This is a genomic window from Oxalicibacterium sp., from assembly GCF_035565035.1.
Lineage (GTDB): Bacteria > Pseudomonadota > Gammaproteobacteria > Burkholderiales > Burkholderiaceae_D > Oxalicibacterium.
Map to the genome: position 1 here is coordinate 1 of NZ_DATMTD010000105.1, position 19,686 is coordinate 19,686.

Here is a 19,686-nt window from a genome sequence, read left to right on the forward strand (position 1 = left end):
CAAATTATACATGGACTTATCACCGTGGTCAAAGACTGTCGGTATTCTGAAACAACGTGTGTTTCAAGCAATACCCCGTTCTCCGGACGCCAAGGAACACGCGTTTTTCCCCGGCCATCATCGTATAATTCGTGAAATTAACGCTTTTGATCAGGCTTATCTTGGTTTCCGCTTCCGCCCCGACTGCACAAAACCTGCTTATCCAGCCCATTTCCGACGATTTAACCGCTGTTGACGGCGTCATTCGCCGGAAACTTCATTCCGAAGTGGCTCTGGTCAACCAGATCGCCGACTACATCATCAGCGCAGGCGGCAAGCGTATCCGGCCGGTTCTGGTTCTTCTGATGGCCAATGCATATGGCTATCGCGGCACGGATCATCATCAACTGGCGGCCGTGGTGGAATTCATTCACACGGCAACGCTGTTGCATGACGATGTTGTCGATGAGTCATCGTTGCGACGCGGGCGCAAAACGGCCAATGCCCTGTTCGGCAATGCCGCCTCTGTTCTGGTTGGCGATTTTCTTTATTCCCGCGCTTTCCAGATGATGGTTTCTGTCGGCGACATCCGCATCATGCAGATTCTGGCGGACGCCACCAACGTGATTGCCGAAGGCGAAGTACTGCAGTTGCTGAACATGCACGATCCGGACGTTTCGGAAGAACGCTACACGCAGGTCATTCGCTCCAAGACAGCCAAGCTGTTCGAGGCGGCAGCGCAACTCGGCGCACTGATTGCAGGGGCAAACGATGTACAGATTGTAGCCGCTGCCGAATATGGTCGCTCGCTTGGCACCGCATTCCAGCTGATCGATGATGTACTGGATTATTCAGGCCAGGCCGAAGATATCGGCAAGAATGTCGGCGACGATCTGCGCGAAGGCAAGGCGACCCTGCCGCTGATCTACCTGATGGAACACGGAACACCCGAACAACGTGCGCTGGTGCGCGGTTGCATAGAAAACGGCGATGAGCAGCATTTCGACGCGGTACTAAGCGCCGTCACCACATCCGGCGCCCTCGATTACACGAAACGCAAGGCCGAAGACGCAGCTGCTACGGCCGCCGCATCGATTGCCGAATTGCCGAACAATACATTCAAGGAAGCTTTGCTTAAACTGAGTGTGTTTGCCGTTCATCGCAACCATTGACGCTCTGTCCGGCCGGCCGCATATCCTGTCGGACGCAACATGTCTCGTATCTGCATGGACCCGTGTCGCAATCACGCAAAAAAGTAACAATTCCCGGCCTTATCTTTACAAAACAGATGCCCGGAGGCATTATCTGATGCACCTTTGATGCATCGACCCTTTCGGCATAGATACATGGCTGCAGTCCCTCCTACTTCGGCATCCGGCACCTCGATGCCCGGCCTTGCCCGCGCGCTTCTCCAGGCGGGAAAGCTGACTCAGCAACAAGCTGACAGCATCACCAAACAGTCCGTTAGCGAAAAAATCCCATTCGTCGACATCCTGCTGAAAAGCGATGCGATCGATGCGCCACGACTGGCTGCCTTCTGTTCGGAAACCTTCGGCTATCCGTTAATGGACCTGGCGGCATTCAATTCCGGCGTCTTGCCTGAAAAGATCCTTGACCCGAAATTGATGCAAAGCCAGCGCGTCATTGCTCTTGCAAAACGCGGCAACAAGGTTTCCGTTGCGATTTCCGACCCGACCAATTCACAGGCGCTGGATCAGATCAAGTTCCAGACCCAGTTGACGGTCGAGCCGATCATTGTCGACCACGCGGTTTTGCTCAAACTGATCGAAAAACTTGTACAAAGCGCCGAGCAGGATCTGAACGAACTGATAGGCGACGACCTCGACAACATCGATTTCGCCGAAGACGAAGTCGTCGTGGCAGACGGTGCAGCGGTGGATATCGATGACGCTCCGGTCGTCAAATTCCTCCAGAAGATTCTGGTCGACGCGATCAACCAGGGCGCGTCCGATCTTCACTTCGAACCGTTCGAAAAGTTTTACCGCATCCGTTTCCGCGTTGATGGCGTCCTGCGCGATATCGCCCAGCCACCACTGGCCATCAAGGAAAAACTTGCTTCACGTATCAAGGTCATTTCCAAACTCGACATTTCCGAAAAACGCGTACCGCAGGACGGTCGCATGAAACTGGTCATGTCGAAAACGCGTTCCATCGATTTTCGTGTCAGTACGCTGCCGACCCTGTTCGGCGAAAAGATTGTCATGCGTATCCTGGATGGTTCGCAAGCCCAGATGGGCATCGAGGCACTCGGCTACGACGCAGATCAGAAAGAAACGCTGCTCAATGCCATTCACCGCCCATACGGGATGGTGCTTGTCACGGGACCGACAGGCTCCGGCAAAACCGTTTCGCTGTATACCTGCCTGAATATCCTGAACAAACCCGGCATCAATATTTCGACGGCTGAAGATCCTGCGGAGATCAATCTTCCCGGTGTTAATCAGGTCAATGTCAACGATCGTGCCGGACTCACATTTCCAGTCGCACTGAAAGCCTTCCTGCGTCAGGATCCCGACATCATCATGGTCGGCGAAATTCGTGATCTGGAAACTGCGGACATTGCCATCAAGGCTGCCCAAACCGGTCACATGGTGTTTTCCACGCTACACACCAACGATGCTCCAGCTACGCTGACGCGCCTGATGAACATGGGCGTTGCCCCATTTAACATCGCGTCATCCGTTATTCTGATTACGGCGCAGCGTCTGGCGCGTCGACTCTGCTCTTGCAAGCAAACGACGACGATTCCCGACGAGGCATTGCTGGATGCAGGCTTCAAGGAAGATGATCTGGACGGGACGTGGCTTCCCTACAAACCGGTCGGTTGCGAGCGCTGCAATGGCAGCGGCTACAAAGGCCGCGTCGGCATTTACCAGATCATGCCGATCACAGAAGAAATCGAACGCCTGATCCTGAATCACGCAACAGCAATCGAAATCGAAGAGCAGGCCAGAAAAGAAGGCGTCAATACCTTGCGCGAATCCGGCTTGATCAAGGTTAAACAGGGACTTACCAGTCTGGAAGAAATTCTCGGCTGCACCAACACTTAAAAAAACAGAGGTCGATGGATGGCAACGTCAGCACGCAAGGCAGGAGGAGCAACACTGGCCAAGGAATCCGTTTTCGCCTGGGAGGGCAGAGACAAAACCGGCAAGGTTGTTCGCGGCGAACTACGCGCCGGCGGCGAGGCCGTGGTAAATGCCACATTGAGAAGACAAGGCGTCGTCGTCACCAAGGTTAAAAAGAAAGCCTATCGCAGCGGCAAGAAGGTTTCCGAAAAGGACATCACGCTGTTCACCCGCCAGCTCGCCACCATGATGAAGGCTGGCGTTCCATTGCTGCAGTCGTTCGATATTGTAGCCAAGGGCAACGATAATCCGTCTGTTTCCAAATTGATTCAGGATATTCGCGGCGATGTCGAAACGGGTACCAGCCTGAACCAGGCATTCCGCAAATTCCCGCTGTATTTTGATCCATTGTTCTGCAACCTGGTTGCTGCCGGCGAACAGGCCGGTATTCTCGAAGATCTGCTGACAAGGTTGGCTGTCTACAAGGAAAAAACGCTGGCAATCAAGGGCAAGATCAAATCGGCTCTGTTCTATCCGGTCTCGATTCTGGCGGTTGCTTTCATTGTGACCGCCGTCATCATGATCTGGGTTGTACCTGCATTCAAGGATGTGTTCAAAAGCTTCGGTGCCGATTTGCCTGCGCCGACACTGATGGTCATGGCGATTTCCGACTTCTTCGTCGCCTACTGGTACATCATTTTTGGCCTGCTGTTCGCCGGACTGTACCTGTTCTTCCAGTCGTGGAAGCGTTCGCTGAAAATGCAGCGCACCATGGATCGCCTGCTGCTGAAACTGCCGATCTTCGGCGCGGTCATTCGTAAGGCCACGATCGCACGCTGGACCCGTACTTTGGCGACAATGTTTGCAGCCGGTGTTCCGCTGGTCGAATCGCTGGACTCGGTCGGCGGCGCTTCCGGCAATGCGGTTTATCTGGATGCCACCAAGGCGATTCAAACGGAGGTCAGCACCGGTACCAGCCTGACCGTCGCCATGCAGAATGCCGATGTTTTCCCGAACATGGTGACGCAAATGGTGGCGATCGGTGAGGAATCCGGTTCGCTCGACAGCATGCTCGGCAAAGTCGCCGACTTCTACGAAGAAGAAGTCGATGAAGCCGTCGCTTCCCTGTCCAGCCTGATGGAACCATTGATCATGGTCATTCTGGGCGTGCTGATCGGCGGTTTGGTGATCGCCATGTACCTGCCGATCTTCAAACTGGGTTCGGTCGTATAAACCAATACGGGAGACGCAGGCAACGTGCATTGATTGCGCGTTGCCTGCATCGTCGTTTCTGCAAGTAGTGACACAAAGCGGACAGTGCTTCGTCCGCGAACCATATGCCCTGTATTGTCCTAACCCAGACACGCATTCCATGAATCAAATCTTTTTCGCCGCACCTGCCAGTCTTTTACCCACCGTGATTGCCGGCATTTTCGGCCTATTGATCGGCAGTTTTCTCAACGTTGTCATCCATCGCATCCCGAAGATGATGCAGCGTGAATCAGATAACTACGTTGCCAGCGAAAGCGGCAAACCGCTGCCGCACGAAGACCGCTACAACCTGATGGTGCCGCGTTCGGCTTGTCCGCAATGCGGTCATCAGATCACGGCGCTGGAAAATATCCCCGTCATCAGTTATGCCGTCCTTGGAGGAAAATGCTCGGAGTGCAAAACACCGATCTCGTTGCGTTATCCGATCATCGAATTGCTGACCGGGTTGCTTTCCGCCCTGATGATCTGGCATTTCGGCAGCGGCCTGATGGGAATCGGCACACTGGTTTTTACCGGCCTGTTGATTGCAATGACCTTCATCGATGCCGATACACAGCTGCTTCCGGACGATCTGACGTTGCCGCTTTTGTGGATGGGACTGCTGATCAACCTGAACGGTACGTTTGTTCCGCTGTCCGAAGCGGTCATCGGAGCGGTAGCCGGTTATCTCAGCTTATGGTCGATATACTGGCTGTTCAAGCTCGTAACCGGCAAGGAAGGTATGGGCTATGGCGATTTCAAGCTGCTGGCTGCGCTGGGAGCTTGGCTGGGTTGGAAAATGCTGCCAGTCATCGTTCTGTTATCGTCGGCTGTCGGTGCTGTTGTCGGCATCGCGCTGATCCTGCTGGCAAGACGCGGACGCGACATTCCAATCCCTTTCGGTCCGTATCTGGCAGCAGCCGGGCTGCTGGCTTTGCTGTACGGCAAAACACTGACGCAAACCTATCTCGGATTCTATTGAACACATGACCCCTGTGCCAAGATTCTCCGTCGGCCTCACCGGCGGCATCGGCAGCGGAAAAAGCACCGTTGCCGACTTGTTTGCCGCGCTTGGCGCCAGTGTCATCGATACCGATCTGATTGCACATCAGTTGACCGCGGCCAGCGGTGTTGCGATTGAACCCATCCGGCAAGCATTTGGTCCTTCCTTCATTGCGGCGAACGGCGCCCTGGACCGGGCAAAAATGCGTGAAGCGGTATTTGGCGACCTTGCAGCAAAAAAGCAGCTGGAAGCCATTCTTCACCCTCTGATAAGGACAGAAACCGAGCGTGCCGCGTCCGAGGCTCAGGGAGCTTATCCATTGTTCGTCGTGCCTCTGCTGGTCGAATCCGGAGTGTGGAAAGAACGTGTCGCGCGTGTACTGGTCGTCGATTGCCCTGAGGAAGTGCAAGTTCGCCGCGTCATGCAGCGCAATGGCCTCACGGAGCAGCAGGTGCGGACGATAATGGCGACACAGGTTTCGCGCGCAATCCGGCTGGCCGCTGCGGACGACGTCATTGTCAATGACGACAACACGGAAGCACTACCGGTCCAGGTAGAGCGACTGCATCAACGATATATCTCCCTCGCACGCAATTAACGAGGCTGCTGAACGTCAGGCAGAATCGCCTGTCTACCACTGGACCAGGCCAGGTCACATGGGACGCGTTCATGCCACGCACTGCTGTCTGGCGGCAAAACGGCCTGACGCATTTGTATTTTGTCCCGGCTTCGGTCAGAATCACACAATTGCTGTATATACACTGCACCGCCCGGGTTTTAACTTTAAAGGGATGCCACCTTGATTGTCTACGAGTACCCTTTCAACGAGCGTATTCGCACGTTGTTGCGGCTGGAAGACCTGTACGAGAAATTCGCTTTCTTCATTGGTCATGACCACCCGCAACACCATCATGTCGCCCTTTCCACCATTTTTGAAATGCTGGAAGTTGCCGGACGCGCCGACCTCAAATCGGATCTGCTGCAGGAACTGGAACGCCAGAAGCAAACCCTGCTCGGCTTCAAATCCAATCCCAATGTCGAAGCAGAAATGCTGGACGCCATCCTCTTTGACATCGACCGCATCAGCACCGCATTGGTCGCGTCACAAGGCAAAACCGGCCAGCACATCCGCGAGAACGAATGGCTGATGAGCATCCGAGGTCGCACGATCATTCCAGGCGGCGCCTGCGAATTCGACCTGCCGTCGTATTACGCGTGGCAGCATGATTCGGCCGAACAACGCATTGCCGATATCCAGAAATGGTTTACGCCGCTGGCACCGCTGTTCGATGCCATTGCAATGGTATTGCGCCTGCTGCGCGAATCCGGTCGCCCGGTAAAGATGATCGCGCAATCCGGCAGCTATCAGCAAATGCTGCAAGGGAAAACATATCAAATGCTGCGTCTGAACATTGATGAAACGATGGGAGCAATTCCGGAGATTTCAGCCAACAAATACATGCTGTGGGTTCGCTTCACCTCGCAAGGCGGGGACATGAAACCGAAACCACTCGAAGGCGATGTGCCGTTCGAACTCAGTCTCTGCAGTTTCTAAGACCAAGATGGCCACCATTGTCGATTGCCCCACCTGCGGTACCAAGGTCGAATGGACCGAAGCGAACAAGTTTCGTCCATTCTGCTCGGACCGTTGCCGCCAGATCGATCTGGGTGCGTGGGCTGAAGAAAAATATGTGATTCCGGTCGTCAATCCGTTGGATGATTTCGAAGACGACGCGCCGCCATCCCCGCAATCCAAAACCTGAAGCTATCAGCGACGGCAATAACCGACGCGACTCAATCAGCCCGGATAGCGCAGCCTGTCCAGCCATTCAATCAACGGCACCGTCGCCGGTAACAAGGGTTCTACGCCGACACTTCCCTGCCAGGCGAATGCCTGGTTCTCCAGGCTTTGCGGCTCACCTTGCCAGTCGCGGCTGATGTAGAAGTGCAGTCGCACATGCGCGTGCGGATAGACATGTTCGACGCCACACCACGGCTCTGCCGACAATACCTGCACTCCCAACTCTTCGACGAACTCACGCTTCAGCGCATCGAGTATCGCCTCACCGGATTCCACCTTCCCGCCGGGAAATTCCCAGTATCCGGCATACGGCTTGCCGTCCGGTCGCTGCCCCAGAAGCACGTCACCATTCGGTTTCATCAGAATGCCGACAGCAACGTCAATCGGTTGCGTTGCATTGTTGGGGGAGTCGGACATGATGTGAACAGAAGATAAAAGAAAGGACGACTGCGACAAAAATCCCGCAAGGAACACCTGCGATTGCATCACGCAATCGCAGGTCAATAGAGGTTACTTATTCATTTTTCCGGCATGGTCCTTGGCGAATTGCCAAGCCACGCGGCCGGAACGCGAGCCGCGCTGCAACGCCCAGCGCAATGCATCGGCTCGCGCCTCCTCGATCTGCTGCGCATTGCAACCGAAGTGCGACAGCCAGTGACCGACGATGTCCAGATAATCGTCCTGCTTGAACGGATAGAACGTGACCCACAGACCGAAGCGTTCGGATAGCGAAATCTTTTCCTCGACCGTTTCGCCCGGATGCAGATCGCCATCGTCGCTGTGGTGATAACCAGCGTTGTCCGACATGCGTTCCGGCAGCAGATGCCGACGGTTCGACGTTGCATAAATCAGCACGTTGTCCGATTGTGCGGACACGCTGCCATCCAGCGCGACCTTCAATGCCTTGTAGCCGCCCTCGCCTTCCTCGAACGACAGATCGTCGCAGAAAACGACGAAACGTTCCGGCCGCTTCGAGACCATATCGACGATATCGGCCAGGTCGCCCAGATCGCTTTTATCGACCTCGATCAAACGCAATCCCTTATCTGCAAACTGATTCAGGCACGCCTTGATCAGCGATGACTTGCCGGTACCGCGTGCGCCGGTCAGCAACACATTATTGGCCGGCAAACCTTCGACGAATTGCCGTGTGTTTTGCTCAATCTGTTCTTTTTGCGGGCCGATATTATGCAGATCATCCAAAGCGATCGGCGACAGGTGGGCCACTGGCTGCAGGTAACCGCGACCACCACTCGATTTGCGCCAGCGAAAGGCAATGCCTGCGCCCCAGTCCGGTTCGGCCGCTGTTGGCGGCAGCAGTGTTTCAAGACGTCCGAGCAATGCTTCAGCGCGGGTCAGGAATTGTTCAAGTTGAGTCATGGGATCAAATCTTTATTGAAGTGAGCAAAGCCGAAACACGTTTCGGCACAGGATCACGACCGGTAATCCGCGTTGATCGTCACATATTCATGCGACAGATCGCAGGTCCAGATAGTGGATACTGCATCGCCGCGACCGAGCCTGACCCGGATAGTGATCTCGCTCTGTTTCATCACGCGCTGGCCGTCGGCTTCCTGATAATCCGGATTGCGGCCGCCGTTCTTTGCGACCCAGACATCATCCAGATACAGGTTCAGTTGCGTGACATCGAGATCGTCGACGCCGGCGTAGCCGATTGCCGCCAGAATACGGCCGAGGTTGGGATCGGAGGCGAAGAAGGCGGTCTTGACCAATGGCGAATGCGCGATCGAATAGGCGATCTTGCGACATTCCTCGACATTGCGCCCTTCTTCAACAGTCACGGTGATGAATTTCGTTGCGCCTTCGCCATCACGCACAATCATTTGCGCCAACGCCTGTGCCAGTGCCTGCACGGCGGCGAATAGTGCCTTGTATTCCGGCGTATCGATTGCGTTCACTTCGACAGCAGCAGTACCCGTCGCAATCACGATGAACGAATCATTAGTCGATGTATCGCCATCGATCGTGATGCAGTTGAATGAACGATCTGCCACGTCCTTTACCAGACGATCCAGAACAGGTTGTGCCACCTTGGCGTCCGTCGCCAGAAACCCGAGCATGGTCGCCATGTTCGGCTTGATCATGCCCGCGCCTTTGCTGATGCCGGTCAACGTGATCGTCTGGCCATTGATCGTGACCTTGCTCGATGCCGCCTTCGGCTGTGTGTCGGTAGTCATGATGGACAGGGCGGCATTATGCCAGTTATCGGTTTTCAGATTGCTGATCGCTTTCGGCAGACCTGCCACCAGACGATCTACCGGCAACGGTTCGAGAATCACACCCGTCGAGAATGGCAGAATCTGCGTCGGCGCGCATCCCAGCAAATCGGCCAGCGCTGCACATGTCTCTTTTGCCTTCGCCAAACCACTCTCGCCGGTACCGGCATTGGCATTACCGGTGTTGACGACGAGCGCCCGAATCGGTGCGCCGGGGCGCAGACCGGCCAGATGTTCCTTGCACAACTGAACAGGCGCCGCGCAAAAACGGTTTTTCGTGAATACGCCAGCCACTGTTGCCGTCGGCGCCAGTTTCATCACCAGCAAATCCTTGCGGTCGGCCTTGCGTATACCGGCTTCGGCGTGGCCGAGTTCGATACCGGCGACGGCAGTCAGATTTTCAGGAATCGGGAGAGGAAGATTAACGGCCATGGCGTTTTTCAGGGAAAGTGGTTGAGAAGATATTCGCGAAGCGAATCATTGAAATCGGATCGTTATTGTAAACGCATCGGTTCAACACAGTTGACGGCAGGTTGCAGACGAAAACCCGTCGAGAAAAAACAAAAGGGCGGGATTCCCCGCCCTTCGCAATCAAACTCCGCAATGCTTTACGCGAGACGGCCGTGACACTGCTTGTATTTCTTGCCGCTGCCGCATGGGCAAGGATCGTTGCGGCCGACTTTCGGCAATGTGTTGACATGCGGTTTCGACGTTCCGGCATCGTCAGGAACCGCGGTCGGCGCGAGAAGCTCTTCCGGGGCGGCATTCGCGTCGAAATCGGCATGCTGGTAATGCACATTTTCCACGTGCGATTGTGCCAGCTGTGCTTCGGCCGCATCGATTTCCTCGCGCGACTGGATACGCACCGTCATCACGGTACGCACAACTTCATCCTTGATCAGGTTCAGCATCTGCCCGAACAATTCAAATGCCTCGCGCTTGTATTCCTGCTTCGGATTTTTCTGCGCGTAACCGCGCAGATGGATACCCTGGCGCAGATGATCAAGCGCTGCCAGATGTTCGCGCCAGTGCGAATCGACTGCCTGCAACATCACGCTACGTTCGAAACCGGCAAAGGATTCACGGCCGACGACGGCAATCTTCGCTTCGTACGCCTCATCCGTTGTTTTCAGCAGGCGTTCGAGCATTTCCTCGTCGGTGATGTTCGGTTCGCTTTCCAGCAAGGCAGCCATCGACAGATCAAGCTGCCATTCGTCACGCAAGGCATTGTCGAGCGCAGGCAGGTCCCATTGCTCTTCCATCGATTGCTCCGGCACGTACAGACGGAACAGTTCGGTAAAGACGCCTTGACGCAGGGAAGTGATCAGCGTGCCGACGTCCTGCGTTTCCAGCAGTTCGTTACGCTGTTGATAGATGACCTTGCGCTGATCGTTGGCAACGTCGTCGTATTCCAGCAATTGCTTGCGAATATCGAAGTTGCGCGCTTCGACCTTGCGTTGCGCCGATTCGATCGAGCGCGACACGATACCGGCTTCAATCGGTTCACCTTCCGGCATCTTCAGACGGTCCATGATCGCACGCACGCGATCGCCGGCAAAGATACGCAGCAACGCGTCATCCAGCGACAGGTAGAAACGCGACGAGCCAGGATCGCCCTGGCGACCGGAACGACCGCGCAACTGGTTATCGACGCGACGCGATTCGTGACGTTCTGTGCCGATAATGTGCAAACCGCCCGCCGCCACCACCTGGTCGTGCAGCGATTGCCATTCGGTACGCAGTTTCTCCGACTGCGCTGCCTTGTCGGCATCGCTCAATTGGTCGTTGGATTCCAGCAGTTGAATCTGCTTGGCGACATTGCCGCCAAGGACGATATCGGTACCGCGACCAGCCATGTTGGTCGCGATCGTGATCGCTTGCGGACGTCCCGCCTGCGCAATGATCTCTGCTTCGCGCGCATGCTGCTTTGCATTCAGCACGTTGTGCGGCAATTTTGCCTTGGCAAGAATGCCGGACAGCAGTTCGGAGTTTTCGATCGAGGTCGTGCCGACCAGCACCGGTTGACCGCGCTCGTAGCAATCCTGAATATCCTTCAGCATTGCGCCGTATTTTTCATCGGACGATTTGTAGACCTGATCCTGACGGTCCTTGCGCTGGCTTGGACGATTCGGCGGAATCACCACCGTTTCAAGATTGTAGATTTCCTGGAATTCGTAGGCTTCGGTATCGGCAGTACCGGTCATGCCGGCCAGCTTGCCGTACATGCGGAAATAGTTCTGGAACGTAATCGATGCCAGCGTCTGATTCTCGTTTTGAATCTTGACGTGTTCCTTCGCTTCGACTGCCTGATGCAAACCGTCCGACCAGCGGCGTCCCGACATCAGGCGACCGGTAAATTCGTCGACAATCACGACTTCGTTGTTCTGCACAACGTAATGCTGGTCCTTGTGATACAGCGTATGCGCACGCAATGCCGCATACAGATGATGGATCAGTGAAATATTCGCAGCGTCATAGAGCGAAGCACCGTCGGCCAGCAAGCCCATGCGCGTCAGAATCTGTTCGGCTTTTTCATGGCCGGCTTCCGTCAACAACACCTGATGCGCTTTCTCATCCTTGGTGTAATCGCCCGGCACTTCAACCTTGCCCTTGCCGTCCGGCGTTTCCTCGCCGATCTGCAACGTCAGCAACGGCGGCACTTCATTGATCTTGTGATACAGGTCGGTATGATTTTCCGCCTGACCGGAAATGATCAGCGGCGTACGCGCTTCATCGATCAAGATCGAATCGACCTCATCCACCACGGCGAAATGCAAACCGCGCTGCACGCGATCGGCAGAATCGTAGACCATGTTGTCGCGCAAATAATCGAAGCCGAATTCGTTGTTGGTGCCGTAGGTAATATCGGCGTTGTAGGCAATCTGCTTGGCGTCATGATCGACCTGCGACAGGTTGACGCCGGTCGTCAGGCCAAGCCAGCCATACAGAATGCCCATCCATTCGGCATCGCGCTGCGCCAGATAATCGTTGACCGTGACGACGTGCACGCCCTTGCCCGTCAGTGCATTCAAATATGCAGGCAGCGTCGCCATCAGCGTCTTGCCTTCGCCCGTCCCCATCTCGGCGATCTTGCCGTAATGCAGTGTCATGCCGCCGATCATCTGCACGTCGAAGTGGCGCATCTTCAGCACGCGCTTGCTGGCTTCGCGGCAGACGGCAAATGCTTCGGGCAACATCGCGTCGATGTTTTCGCCCTTGGCAAGACGTTCCTTGAATTCAGGCGTCTTGGCCTTCAACTCCTCGTCCGACAGTTTCTCCAGCATCGGTTCGAGCGCATTGATGTCGCGAACGGTCTTCTGATATTGCTTGATGAGGCGCTGATTGCGGCTACCGAAAATCTGGGTCAGTAATGACATGCTTGGATTCTAAAAAAGACGCCTGAAAACTATCGCCGCAGACAAAATACATCATATGACTGCGCCAAATCGGGCTGTGGGCTAAATTGCGGATTCTATCATGTGGTTTTCCGGCATATTGTGCCGATCAATGCGGAAACAATAGCTGCCGGAAAAGAGCGCGAACAATGGCGCAAAGTGACCGCCTCCGTGCCGAGGCTATTTGGCGACCAGCGCGGCAACCTTGGCCTGATTGGCGCCGGCCGCCAGGAATTTGCGCGGGTCTTGCGCAACGCCCTTGATCCGCACTTCAAAGTGCAGATGCGGCCCGGTCGATCGTCCGGTCGTGCCGATATCGGCGACACGCTGACCGCGTCGCACGATGTCACCGACATGCACAAGGATGCGCGAGGTATGCGCATAGCGGGTAATGACGTCGTTGCCGTGATCGATTTCCAGCATGTTGCCGTATTGCGGATGGAATTCCGCCACCGTCACGACACCGCCGGCAGCCGCCACGATCGGCGTACCGACCGGCGCGGCGAAGTCGATGCCTTCATGCATTGCACTGCGTCCGGTGAACGGATCGAGCCGCCAGCCAAAACTGGATGCGTTATAAGCGACATTGACCGGCTGGCTGGTCGGCAGCAGCTTGGATTTGATCTTGTCCGTCATCAAGGTGGACTCGACAACGTTCATGTAATCGGAACGACGTTCGAGATCGTGTCCCATTGAATCGAGCAAGGCCTGGAATTCCGATATCGTCAGATCACGACTGCTGGTACCGTCCATACTGGGCTCCATGCCGCCACGGCCCGGCGAATCCCCGAAATTGAATTCGGTCGGCTTGACGCCGGCAAGACCCTGCACGCGTTCGCCCAGCGCATCCAGTCGCATCAGTTGCGCCTGCATTTCGCCGAGTCGGCGCGCCATCAACGCCAGGTTTTCCTTGAGAAATTTATCCTTGTTGGCTTCTTCAGAGCCGGAAGCGGAGACCATCATGCTGCGCACCGGGGCCGGCATGTCCGATGCGTGACTTAATGCAAGATAGGAAAGCAGCAAAGCACCGCAAATGACCGCGAGAACGAAACCGATCAGGCAAAGCAGCAGATGCCGACGCGTCAGCGTGACTGACTTGGCATGCGTAAAACGCGGGTGCAACAAAATGATCTGCATCGCAACTCCCCTGATCCTCGCCTGCCGCAGACGAGGTGTGATAAGGTTTCATGACGATGCGTCCATCCTCATTCACCCCATTCAAGCCAAGCGCCTCTTCGTCGAAACCGGCGAAAGGCGCAGCGGAATTTCTGCGCTCTCACGACAAGCTGGCCACGCTGCTACCCGCTGTCGCGCGCATGGCATCACTGCAAAAGGATTGTGCAGCGGCGCTGCCTGCGCTGTTCTCGCAGTGCGACGTGCTGCAATTCGAAGCGAGCCAGCTGGTTCTATCTGTGCCGAACGCCGCGCTGGCCGCAAGACTCAAACAGCAATTGCCCAAGTTGCAAGACGAACTGCTGCAGCGGGGATGGCAGGTTAGCGCAATCCGTCTCAAAGTGCAAGTTGGCAAAATTCCAGCAAAATCAAAGACTTCCGTCAAACCGGCGCTGCCGGTTCAGGCTGTTTCCGCGTTCGCGGAACTGGACGCCGCGCTGGACGATTCGCCACGCAATCGCACCTTGAAGGCAGCCGTCGCCATGATGGTCAAACACCATCGCGGCACAAAATAGATTGTCGGGGTTTATACAGAAGGGATGGCAATTGCACGGCGACGTCAAAGCCGCCCTGCCCAAAGAGCATCAGCTCAATGCCCATTCAAGCCCGGCCTGGCGCGCATAGTCCTTCGGCGCGGTTTCGATCCGCTCGAACTCGACGATTTCATAGGCATCCGGTTGCTCGAGCAAGGCACGCACCAGCAGGTTGTTCAGCATGTGGCCGGATTTGTGTGCGTTGTACGCGGCAATCAATGGATAACCGACCAGATAGAGATCGCCGATCGCATCCAGAATCTTGTGTCGCACGAACTCGTTGTCGTAACGCAGACCATCGGTATTCAGGATGCGGTACTCATCCATCACGATCGCGTTTTCCAGCGAACCGCCGCGAATCAGCCCAAGCCCGCGCAAGGTTTCCATATCCTGCATGAAGCCGAAGGTACGCGCACGCGCGACATCTTTTACATAGGACTCGAAGCTGAAATCGATCTCGGCCGTTTGCCCCGTGCCATCGACGGCGGGATGGTTGAATTCGATGAAGAACTTGAGCTTGAAACCTTCATACGGTTCCAGTCGTGCCCAGATTTCGCGATCGCCGCTGCCGTGACGTACTTCGACCGGCTTCTTGATGCGAATGAATTTCTTGGCAGCTTCCTGCTCCTGCAAACCGGCCTGCTGCAGCAGAAAGACAAAGGACGATGCCGAGCCGTCCATGATCGGTACTTCTTCCGCCGTCAGATCGACATAGAGATTGTCGATGCCGAGGCCGGCACATGCCGACATCAGATGTTCAACCGTGGAGACTTTGGCCGTGCCTTGCTGCAAGGTCGATGCCATCCGCGTATCGCCGACATCGGTGGCGCGCGCAGGCAACACAACCGGTGGATCGAGATCGATGCGACGGAAGATGATGCCGGTGTTGATCGGCGCCGGACGCAAGGTCAGTTCGACCTTGGTACCGGAATGCAGACCGACGCCGACGGACTTGACGAGCTGTTTGATGGTGCGTTGTTTGAGCATGAGAAATTATAGCAATCAATATAGCTAACGCGCTTGGATCAAGGGCCGCAGCCGGCTAGAGAATGCCATCAAAACAACAGCTCTCCAGACCTTTTCAAACGATTTGCTTAGGTGCACGTTGACATGCCGAATGTAAAAACGGCGCCGAAGCGCCGTTTTCCTGTCGAGCGATCCGAAATCAGATCTGGCTCAGCAGTTGTTCTGCAGTCGACGTTTCCAGATGGCCGCTGTCTTCCACGTTCAGGACCTTGACGGTACCGTTGTCGACCAGCATCGAATAACGTTGCGAACGCACGCCCAGGCCGCCTTTGGTCAGATCGAATTCCAGACCCAGTGCCTTGGTGAAGACGCCGCTGCCGTCAGCGATGAAGCGGACTTTGTCGTTGGCTTTTTGATCGCGTGCCCATGCACCCATCACGAATGGATCGTTGACGGAGATACACCAGATTTCGTCCACGCCTTTGGCTTTGAACTGGTCCGCAGCCTTGATGTAGCCAGGCGCGTGTTGTTCGGAGCAGGTCGGGGTGAATGCGCCAGGTACGGCGAAAATTGCAATTTTCTTGCCTTGGGTGGCTTCGTGCACCATGACCTTGTTCGGGCCGATCGAGCAGCCTTCGGTGGCTACGTCTTTGTATTCTGCGAGCCGCGCTTCTGGCAGCTGATCACCAACTTTGATCGTCATTTTTTGAATCCTCTATAAATAAACAGAAAGGCGAACCGGATAGAACGGCCATGCCAAGCGGAAAAACGCCGCGCACGAGGCGCGGCGTGAAGAGCGAAGTATGCCTTGTTCCGTCTTTTTTTGCAGGCAATTTGACAAGTTCCTCATCAACTGCCGGGCGGAAACATGACCGGCGACAATGCGTCGGTCATTCAGGGCAACGCTGCTTGGTCAGCGTTCAGTCGGCCTGCTTGCGCAGGAAAGCCGGAATGTCATAGGTTTCCATGCCGTTCTTTTCCAAAGCACGGACCGTGTCCGATGCCGATTCACGACGCCATACAGCCGGCGCCTTCAAACCGTCGAATGCAGGTTGCGCGCTGCCTTGCGTCATGCCTGCGCTCATGCCGGTATTGGCCATCATCGGTTCGTTGTGCGTACCGGTGCGCAGCATCGGCGTCTGCACCAGTTGCACACCTTTGCGCGCACGGCCCAGACCGGTTGCAACGACGGTCACGCGGATATCGTCACCCATGTCATCGTCGTACGCGATACCTTGCGCGATCGATGCATCCGGTGCGGCGAATGCGCGAACGGTCGCCATGACTTCCTTGATCTCTTTACCTTTCAGACCACGGCTTGCCGTCACGTTGACCAGTACGCCGCGTGCGCCGGACAGGTCGATACCGTCGAGCAATGGCGAAGCGACCGCCTGTTCGGCCGCGATGCGTGCACGATCGACGCCTTGCGCCGTCGCCGTACCCATCATTGCCTTGCCTTGTTCGCCCATGATCGTTTTCACGTCATTGAAGTCGACGTTGATGTGGCCCGGTACGTTGATGATTTCGGCGATACCGGCAACCGCGTTGTTCAGCACGTCATCGGCGTGTTGCAGCCATTCGATCATGCTGTCGTCTTCATAGATCTCTTCCAGCTTTTCGTTCAGGATGACGATCAGCGAATCGACGTGCTGGCCCAGCGCTTCCAGACCTTCGTCTGCGATGTCCATGCATTTCTTGCCTTCGTACGAGAACGGCTTGGAGACGACTGCCACCGTCAATGCACCCTGCTCTTTTGCGATCTGCGCAACGATCGGTGCAGCACCGGTACCGGTACCGCCGCCCATGCCGGCTGCGATGAAGACCATGTGTGCGCCACGCAGTGCATCTTCGATGCGCGCGCGCGATTCTTCCGCCAGTTGGCGACCGACCGCTGGTTTCATCCCTGCGCCCAGACCGGTATCGCCGATCTGGATCACGTTGTGCGCCTTCGACTGCTCCAGTGCTTGCGCATCGGTATTGGCGGCGATGAATTCAACGCCGGACACACCCTTGTTGATCATGTGCTGCACTGCGTTACCGCCGGCACCACCGACACCGACAACCTTGATAATCGTACCTTGGGAGGCATTTTCGAGCATATCGATTTCCATGATATTTCCTTCATAAAGTTGCAGTTCCCAGTTGATAGGCACCACGCGGTGTGGCGACTAGCAACTGCTAACTGCTGGTTGATACAAAATTAAAAATAAAATTAAAGACTGACTATATAAATACGCAAACCAGAATCAAAAATTACCGAGGAACCATTCCTTCATGCGACGCACCAGCGCCGTCGCCGATCCATCCTGCCGCGTGACACTGTGTCCACGCAGATACTGCTTTTTCGCTTCCAACAACAAACCCAACACCGTTGCGTAACGCGGACTGCGGACTACATCTGCCAACTGGCCGTTGTATTCGGGCGTACCCAAACGCGCAGGCTTGAGGAAAATATCTTCGGCCAGCTCGACCATGCCGGGCATCATCGCGGTGCCGCCGGTCAGGACGATGCCGGACGACAGCACTTCTTCGTAACCGGATTCGCGTACCACCTGATGCACCAGCGAGAACAACTCTTCGATGCGCGGTTCGATCACGGCGGCCAGTGCCTGGCGTGACAGCGCGCGCGAACCGCGATCGCCAAGTCCCGGCACTTCCAGCGTTTCGCCCGGATCGGCCAGCACCTGCTTCGCCATGCCGTAACGCAATTTGATTTCTTCCGCCTCCGCCGTCGGTGTACGTACTGCCATCGCAATATCGTTGGTGATCTGGTCGCCGGCGATCGGGATTACAGCCGTATGGCGAATCGCACCTTCGGTGAAAATCGCCACGTCGGTCGTGCCGCCGCCGATATCGATCAGTACTACGCCCAGTTCCTTTTCATCCGGTGTCAACACCGCATCCGCGGATGCCATCGGTTGCAGAATCAGATCCGATACTTCGAGTCCGCAGCGACGAATGCACTTGACGATGTTCTGGACCGCGGACACCGCACCGGTAACGATGTGCACCTTGACCTCGAGTCGGATGCCGCTCATGCCGATTGGTTCACGCACATCTTCCTGATTATCGACAATGAATTCCTGCGGCACAGTGTGCAGTAATTGCTGGTCGGTCGGAATATTGACTGCCTTCGCGGTTTCAATCACGCGCGCGACGTCGGTCGCAGTGACTTCCTTCTCCTTGATCGCCACCATGCCGCTCGAATTGAAGCTGCGAATATGGTTGCCGGCAATGCCGGTATACACATTGCGAATCTTGCAGTCGGCCATCAGTTCGGCCTCTTCCAGCGCGCTCTGGATCGATTCGACCGTCGCCTCGATATTGACGACGACCCCTTTCTTCAATCCCTTGGACTCGTGCTGCCCCAGGCCGATCACTTCGTGACGGCCATTCGGCAGCACCTCCGCCACCACGGCGACCACTTTCGAGGTGCCGATGTCGAGGCCAACGATCAGGTTTTTTGCGTCTTTAGTCATGTTGTTCCGCTTACTTTTTTTTACTGTCCAATCCTGCGGTCAGGCCTTCTGCCTTCAATGCCAGACCGTTCGGATAACGCATGTCGATACTTTCAATCCGGTTCTGCAAGCGGTCGACCAGTTGCGGATAAATTCCGATCAACCTGTCGACGCGCTCCTTCAACGTCGTACTGCTTTTTTCCCTGCCCAATTCCACCGTGACACCATTATTCAACGTCATCGTCCATGCATAACGGCCTGACAGATCCAGTGATTCGACCGACAGGCTCAATGGAGCAAACCACACATTCAGGTCCTGCAACCGGGCAACGACTTCCTTTTCGCTGCCGACCGGGCCGCTGAATTCCAGCAGGCGCGCATCCTCTTCAGCTTCCGCCAGGTTGGCGACAAAGACATCGCCCTTCGTTGACAGCAACTTGCCGTCATCGCCCCACGTACCCAATGGCCGATGCTCTTCCAGCGTTACCGTCAACTGGTTCGGCCATTCGCGACGCACCGTCGCCTTGCGCACCCACGGCACGGATTCGAATGCCTGACGCACCGTATCCAGATTCGCCGTAAAAAAATTGCCCTTGATATTGGCCAGCGCTGCACTGCGTACCGTCAGTGGATTGATGTGCCGCAACTGCTCCTGCTGCGTCCCTTCGATCCGGATCACCTTCAGCGTGAAATACGGCCGTTGCGCCACCCACCACAGCAAGGCGGAAACCAGAGCGAGCGCAACCAGCCCGAACAGGGCATTGGCAGTTGCGTTCAGCATCTTGATGTCTTGCCACATGG

19 protein-coding genes are annotated in these 19,686 nt (G+C 55.8%); 9 read left to right on the forward strand and 10 right to left on the reverse strand.

What is annotated here, in order from left to right; all coding sequences use genetic code 11:
- From VN114_RS10385 to VN114_RS10420, 8 genes are all read left to right on the forward strand, one after another.
- Nucleotides 1-235: hypothetical protein (locus VN114_RS10385; protein WP_325514838.1), on the forward strand; the 235-nt coding region annotated here is incomplete at its 5' end.
- The gene (gene ispB / locus VN114_RS10390) at nucleotides 201-1,151 is read left to right on the forward strand and encodes an octaprenyl diphosphate synthase (protein WP_325514828.1); all 951 of its coding nucleotides are present in this window, start codon (nucleotides 201-203) and stop codon (nucleotides 1,149-1,151) included. The genes VN114_RS10385 and ispB, both read left to right, overlap by 35 nt.
- A gap of 174 nt (nucleotides 1,152-1,325) precedes the next feature.
- Entirely contained in the window at nucleotides 1,326-3,050 is a 1,725-nt protein-coding gene (gene pilB / locus VN114_RS10395) for a type IV-A pilus assembly ATPase PilB (RefSeq protein ID WP_325514580.1), read from the forward strand.
- A gap of 18 nt (nucleotides 3,051-3,068) precedes the next feature.
- On the forward strand, nucleotides 3,069-4,301 hold the full coding sequence (locus tag VN114_RS10400) for a type II secretion system F family protein (protein WP_325514581.1): 1,233 nt from the start codon (nucleotides 3,069-3,071) through the stop codon (nucleotides 4,299-4,301).
- Nucleotides 4,302-4,440: 139 nt separating this feature from the next.
- Entirely contained in the window at nucleotides 4,441-5,301 is an 861-nt protein-coding gene (locus VN114_RS10405; protein WP_325514582.1) for an A24 family peptidase, read from the forward strand.
- Between the two features lie 4 nt (nucleotides 5,302-5,305).
- On the forward strand, nucleotides 5,306-5,920 hold the full coding sequence (coaE, locus tag VN114_RS10410) for a dephospho-CoA kinase (protein ID WP_414694215.1): 615 nt from the start codon (nucleotides 5,306-5,308) through the stop codon (nucleotides 5,918-5,920).
- A 201-nt stretch (nucleotides 5,921-6,121) separates the two neighbouring features.
- Entirely contained in the window at nucleotides 6,122-6,877 is a 756-nt protein-coding gene (zapD, locus tag VN114_RS10415; protein ID WP_325514585.1) for a cell division protein ZapD, read from the forward strand.
- A gap of 7 nt (nucleotides 6,878-6,884) precedes the next feature.
- Nucleotides 6,885-7,085: a DNA gyrase inhibitor YacG gene (locus VN114_RS10420; protein ID WP_325514586.1), complete on the forward strand. Its 201-nt coding sequence runs from the start codon at nucleotides 6,885-6,887 to the stop codon at nucleotides 7,083-7,085.
- Nucleotides 7,086-7,120: 35 nt separating this feature from the next.
- Here the strand turns inward: VN114_RS10420 and VN114_RS10425 are convergent, their stop codons facing one another.
- The 5 genes from VN114_RS10425 to VN114_RS10445 form a co-directional block, all read right to left on the reverse strand.
- Nucleotides 7,121-7,540 carry an NUDIX domain-containing protein gene (locus tag VN114_RS10425; RefSeq protein WP_325514587.1) on the reverse strand — a complete coding sequence of 140 codons (420 nt, stop codon included), beginning with the start codon at nucleotides 7,538-7,540 and terminating at the stop codon, nucleotides 7,121-7,123.
- Nucleotides 7,541-7,633: 93 nt separating this feature from the next.
- Entirely contained in the window at nucleotides 7,634-8,503 is an 870-nt protein-coding gene (locus VN114_RS10430) for an ATP-binding protein (protein ID WP_325514589.1), read from the reverse strand.
- Between the two features lie 53 nt (nucleotides 8,504-8,556).
- On the reverse strand, nucleotides 8,557-9,792 hold the full coding sequence (gene argJ / locus VN114_RS10435) for a bifunctional glutamate N-acetyltransferase/amino-acid acetyltransferase ArgJ (RefSeq protein ID WP_325514591.1): 1,236 nt from the start codon (nucleotides 9,790-9,792) through the stop codon (nucleotides 8,557-8,559).
- A gap of 176 nt (nucleotides 9,793-9,968) precedes the next feature.
- Nucleotides 9,969-12,737, reverse strand: coding sequence for a preprotein translocase subunit SecA (gene secA, locus VN114_RS10440; protein ID WP_325514593.1), 2,769 nt, complete (start codon nucleotides 12,735-12,737; stop codon nucleotides 9,969-9,971).
- Between the two features lie 198 nt (nucleotides 12,738-12,935).
- Nucleotides 12,936-13,892: a M23 family metallopeptidase gene (locus tag VN114_RS10445; protein WP_325514594.1), complete on the reverse strand. Its 957-nt coding sequence runs from the start codon at nucleotides 13,890-13,892 to the stop codon at nucleotides 12,936-12,938.
- A gap of 50 nt (nucleotides 13,893-13,942) precedes the next feature.
- Here VN114_RS10445 and VN114_RS10450 point away from each other — a divergent pair, with 50 nt between their 5' ends.
- Complete coding sequence (locus VN114_RS10450) at nucleotides 13,943-14,443, forward strand: DciA family protein (RefSeq protein ID WP_325514596.1); 501 nt, start codon at nucleotides 13,943-13,945, stop codon at nucleotides 14,441-14,443.
- Between the two features lie 69 nt (nucleotides 14,444-14,512).
- On the opposite strand, the gene lpxC is transcribed toward VN114_RS10450, so the two are convergent.
- The 5 genes from lpxC to VN114_RS10475 form a co-directional block, all read right to left on the reverse strand.
- Nucleotides 14,513-15,448: a UDP-3-O-acyl-N-acetylglucosamine deacetylase gene (lpxC, locus tag VN114_RS10455; protein WP_325514598.1), complete on the reverse strand. Its 936-nt coding sequence runs from the start codon at nucleotides 15,446-15,448 to the stop codon at nucleotides 14,513-14,515.
- A gap of 178 nt (nucleotides 15,449-15,626) precedes the next feature.
- Entirely contained in the window at nucleotides 15,627-16,130 is a 504-nt protein-coding gene (locus VN114_RS10460) for a peroxiredoxin (RefSeq protein ID WP_325514600.1), read from the reverse strand.
- A gap of 217 nt (nucleotides 16,131-16,347) precedes the next feature.
- Nucleotides 16,348-17,538 carry a cell division protein FtsZ gene (gene ftsZ, locus VN114_RS10465; RefSeq protein WP_325514602.1) on the reverse strand — a complete coding sequence of 397 codons (1,191 nt, stop codon included), beginning with the start codon at nucleotides 17,536-17,538 and terminating at the stop codon, nucleotides 16,348-16,350.
- A 135-nt stretch (nucleotides 17,539-17,673) separates the two neighbouring features.
- A complete protein-coding gene (ftsA, locus tag VN114_RS10470) occupies nucleotides 17,674-18,906 on the reverse strand; it encodes a cell division protein FtsA (protein WP_325514604.1) in 1,233 nt (410 codons plus the stop codon).
- Between the two features lie 10 nt (nucleotides 18,907-18,916).
- Entirely contained in the window at nucleotides 18,917-19,684 is a 768-nt protein-coding gene (locus VN114_RS10475; protein ID WP_325514606.1) for a cell division protein FtsQ/DivIB, read from the reverse strand.
- Nucleotides 19,685-19,686: the final 2 nt, after the last annotated feature.

Bases quoted from the DNA above. Each gene is read 5' to 3' on its own strand.
- pilB (WP_325514580.1), top strand. From the start codon at position 1,326: ATGGCTGCAGTCCCTCCTACTTCGGCATCCGGCACCTCGATGCCCGGC.
- VN114_RS10400 (WP_325514581.1), top strand. From the start codon at position 3,069: ATGGCAACGTCAGCACGCAAGGCAGGAGGAGCAACACTGGCCAAGGAA.
- VN114_RS10405 (WP_325514582.1), top strand. From the start codon at position 4,441: ATGAATCAAATCTTTTTCGCCGCACCTGCCAGTCTTTTACCCACCGTG.
- coaE (WP_414694215.1), top strand. From the start codon at position 5,306: ATGACCCCTGTGCCAAGATTCTCCGTCGGCCTCACCGGCGGCATCGGC.
- VN114_RS10420 (WP_325514586.1), top strand. From the start codon at position 6,885: ATGGCCACCATTGTCGATTGCCCCACCTGCGGTACCAAGGTCGAATGG.
- VN114_RS10425 (WP_325514587.1), bottom strand. From the start codon at position 7,540: ATGTCCGACTCCCCCAACAATGCAACGCAACCGATTGACGTTGCTGTC.
- VN114_RS10430 (WP_325514589.1), bottom strand. From the start codon at position 8,503: ATGACTCAACTTGAACAATTCCTGACCCGCGCTGAAGCATTGCTCGGA.
- argJ (WP_325514591.1), bottom strand. From the start codon at position 9,792: ATGGCCGTTAATCTTCCTCTCCCGATTCCTGAAAATCTGACTGCCGTC.
- secA (WP_325514593.1), bottom strand. From the start codon at position 12,737: ATGTCATTACTGACCCAGATTTTCGGTAGCCGCAATCAGCGCCTCATC.
- VN114_RS10445 (WP_325514594.1), bottom strand. From the start codon at position 13,892: ATGCAGATCATTTTGTTGCACCCGCGTTTTACGCATGCCAAGTCAGTC.
- VN114_RS10450 (WP_325514596.1), top strand. From the start codon at position 13,943: ATGACGATGCGTCCATCCTCATTCACCCCATTCAAGCCAAGCGCCTCT.
- lpxC (WP_325514598.1), bottom strand. From the start codon at position 15,448: ATGCTCAAACAACGCACCATCAAACAGCTCGTCAAGTCCGTCGGCGTC.
- VN114_RS10460 (WP_325514600.1), bottom strand. From the start codon at position 16,130: ATGACGATCAAAGTTGGTGATCAGCTGCCAGAAGCGCGGCTCGCAGAA.
- ftsZ (WP_325514602.1), bottom strand. From the start codon at position 17,538: ATGGAAATCGATATGCTCGAAAATGCCTCCCAAGGTACGATTATCAAG.
- ftsA (WP_325514604.1), bottom strand. From the start codon at position 18,906: ATGACTAAAGACGCAAAAAACCTGATCGTTGGCCTCGACATCGGCACC.
- VN114_RS10475 (WP_325514606.1), bottom strand. From the start codon at position 19,684: ATGTGGCAAGACATCAAGATGCTGAACGCAACTGCCAATGCCCTGTTC.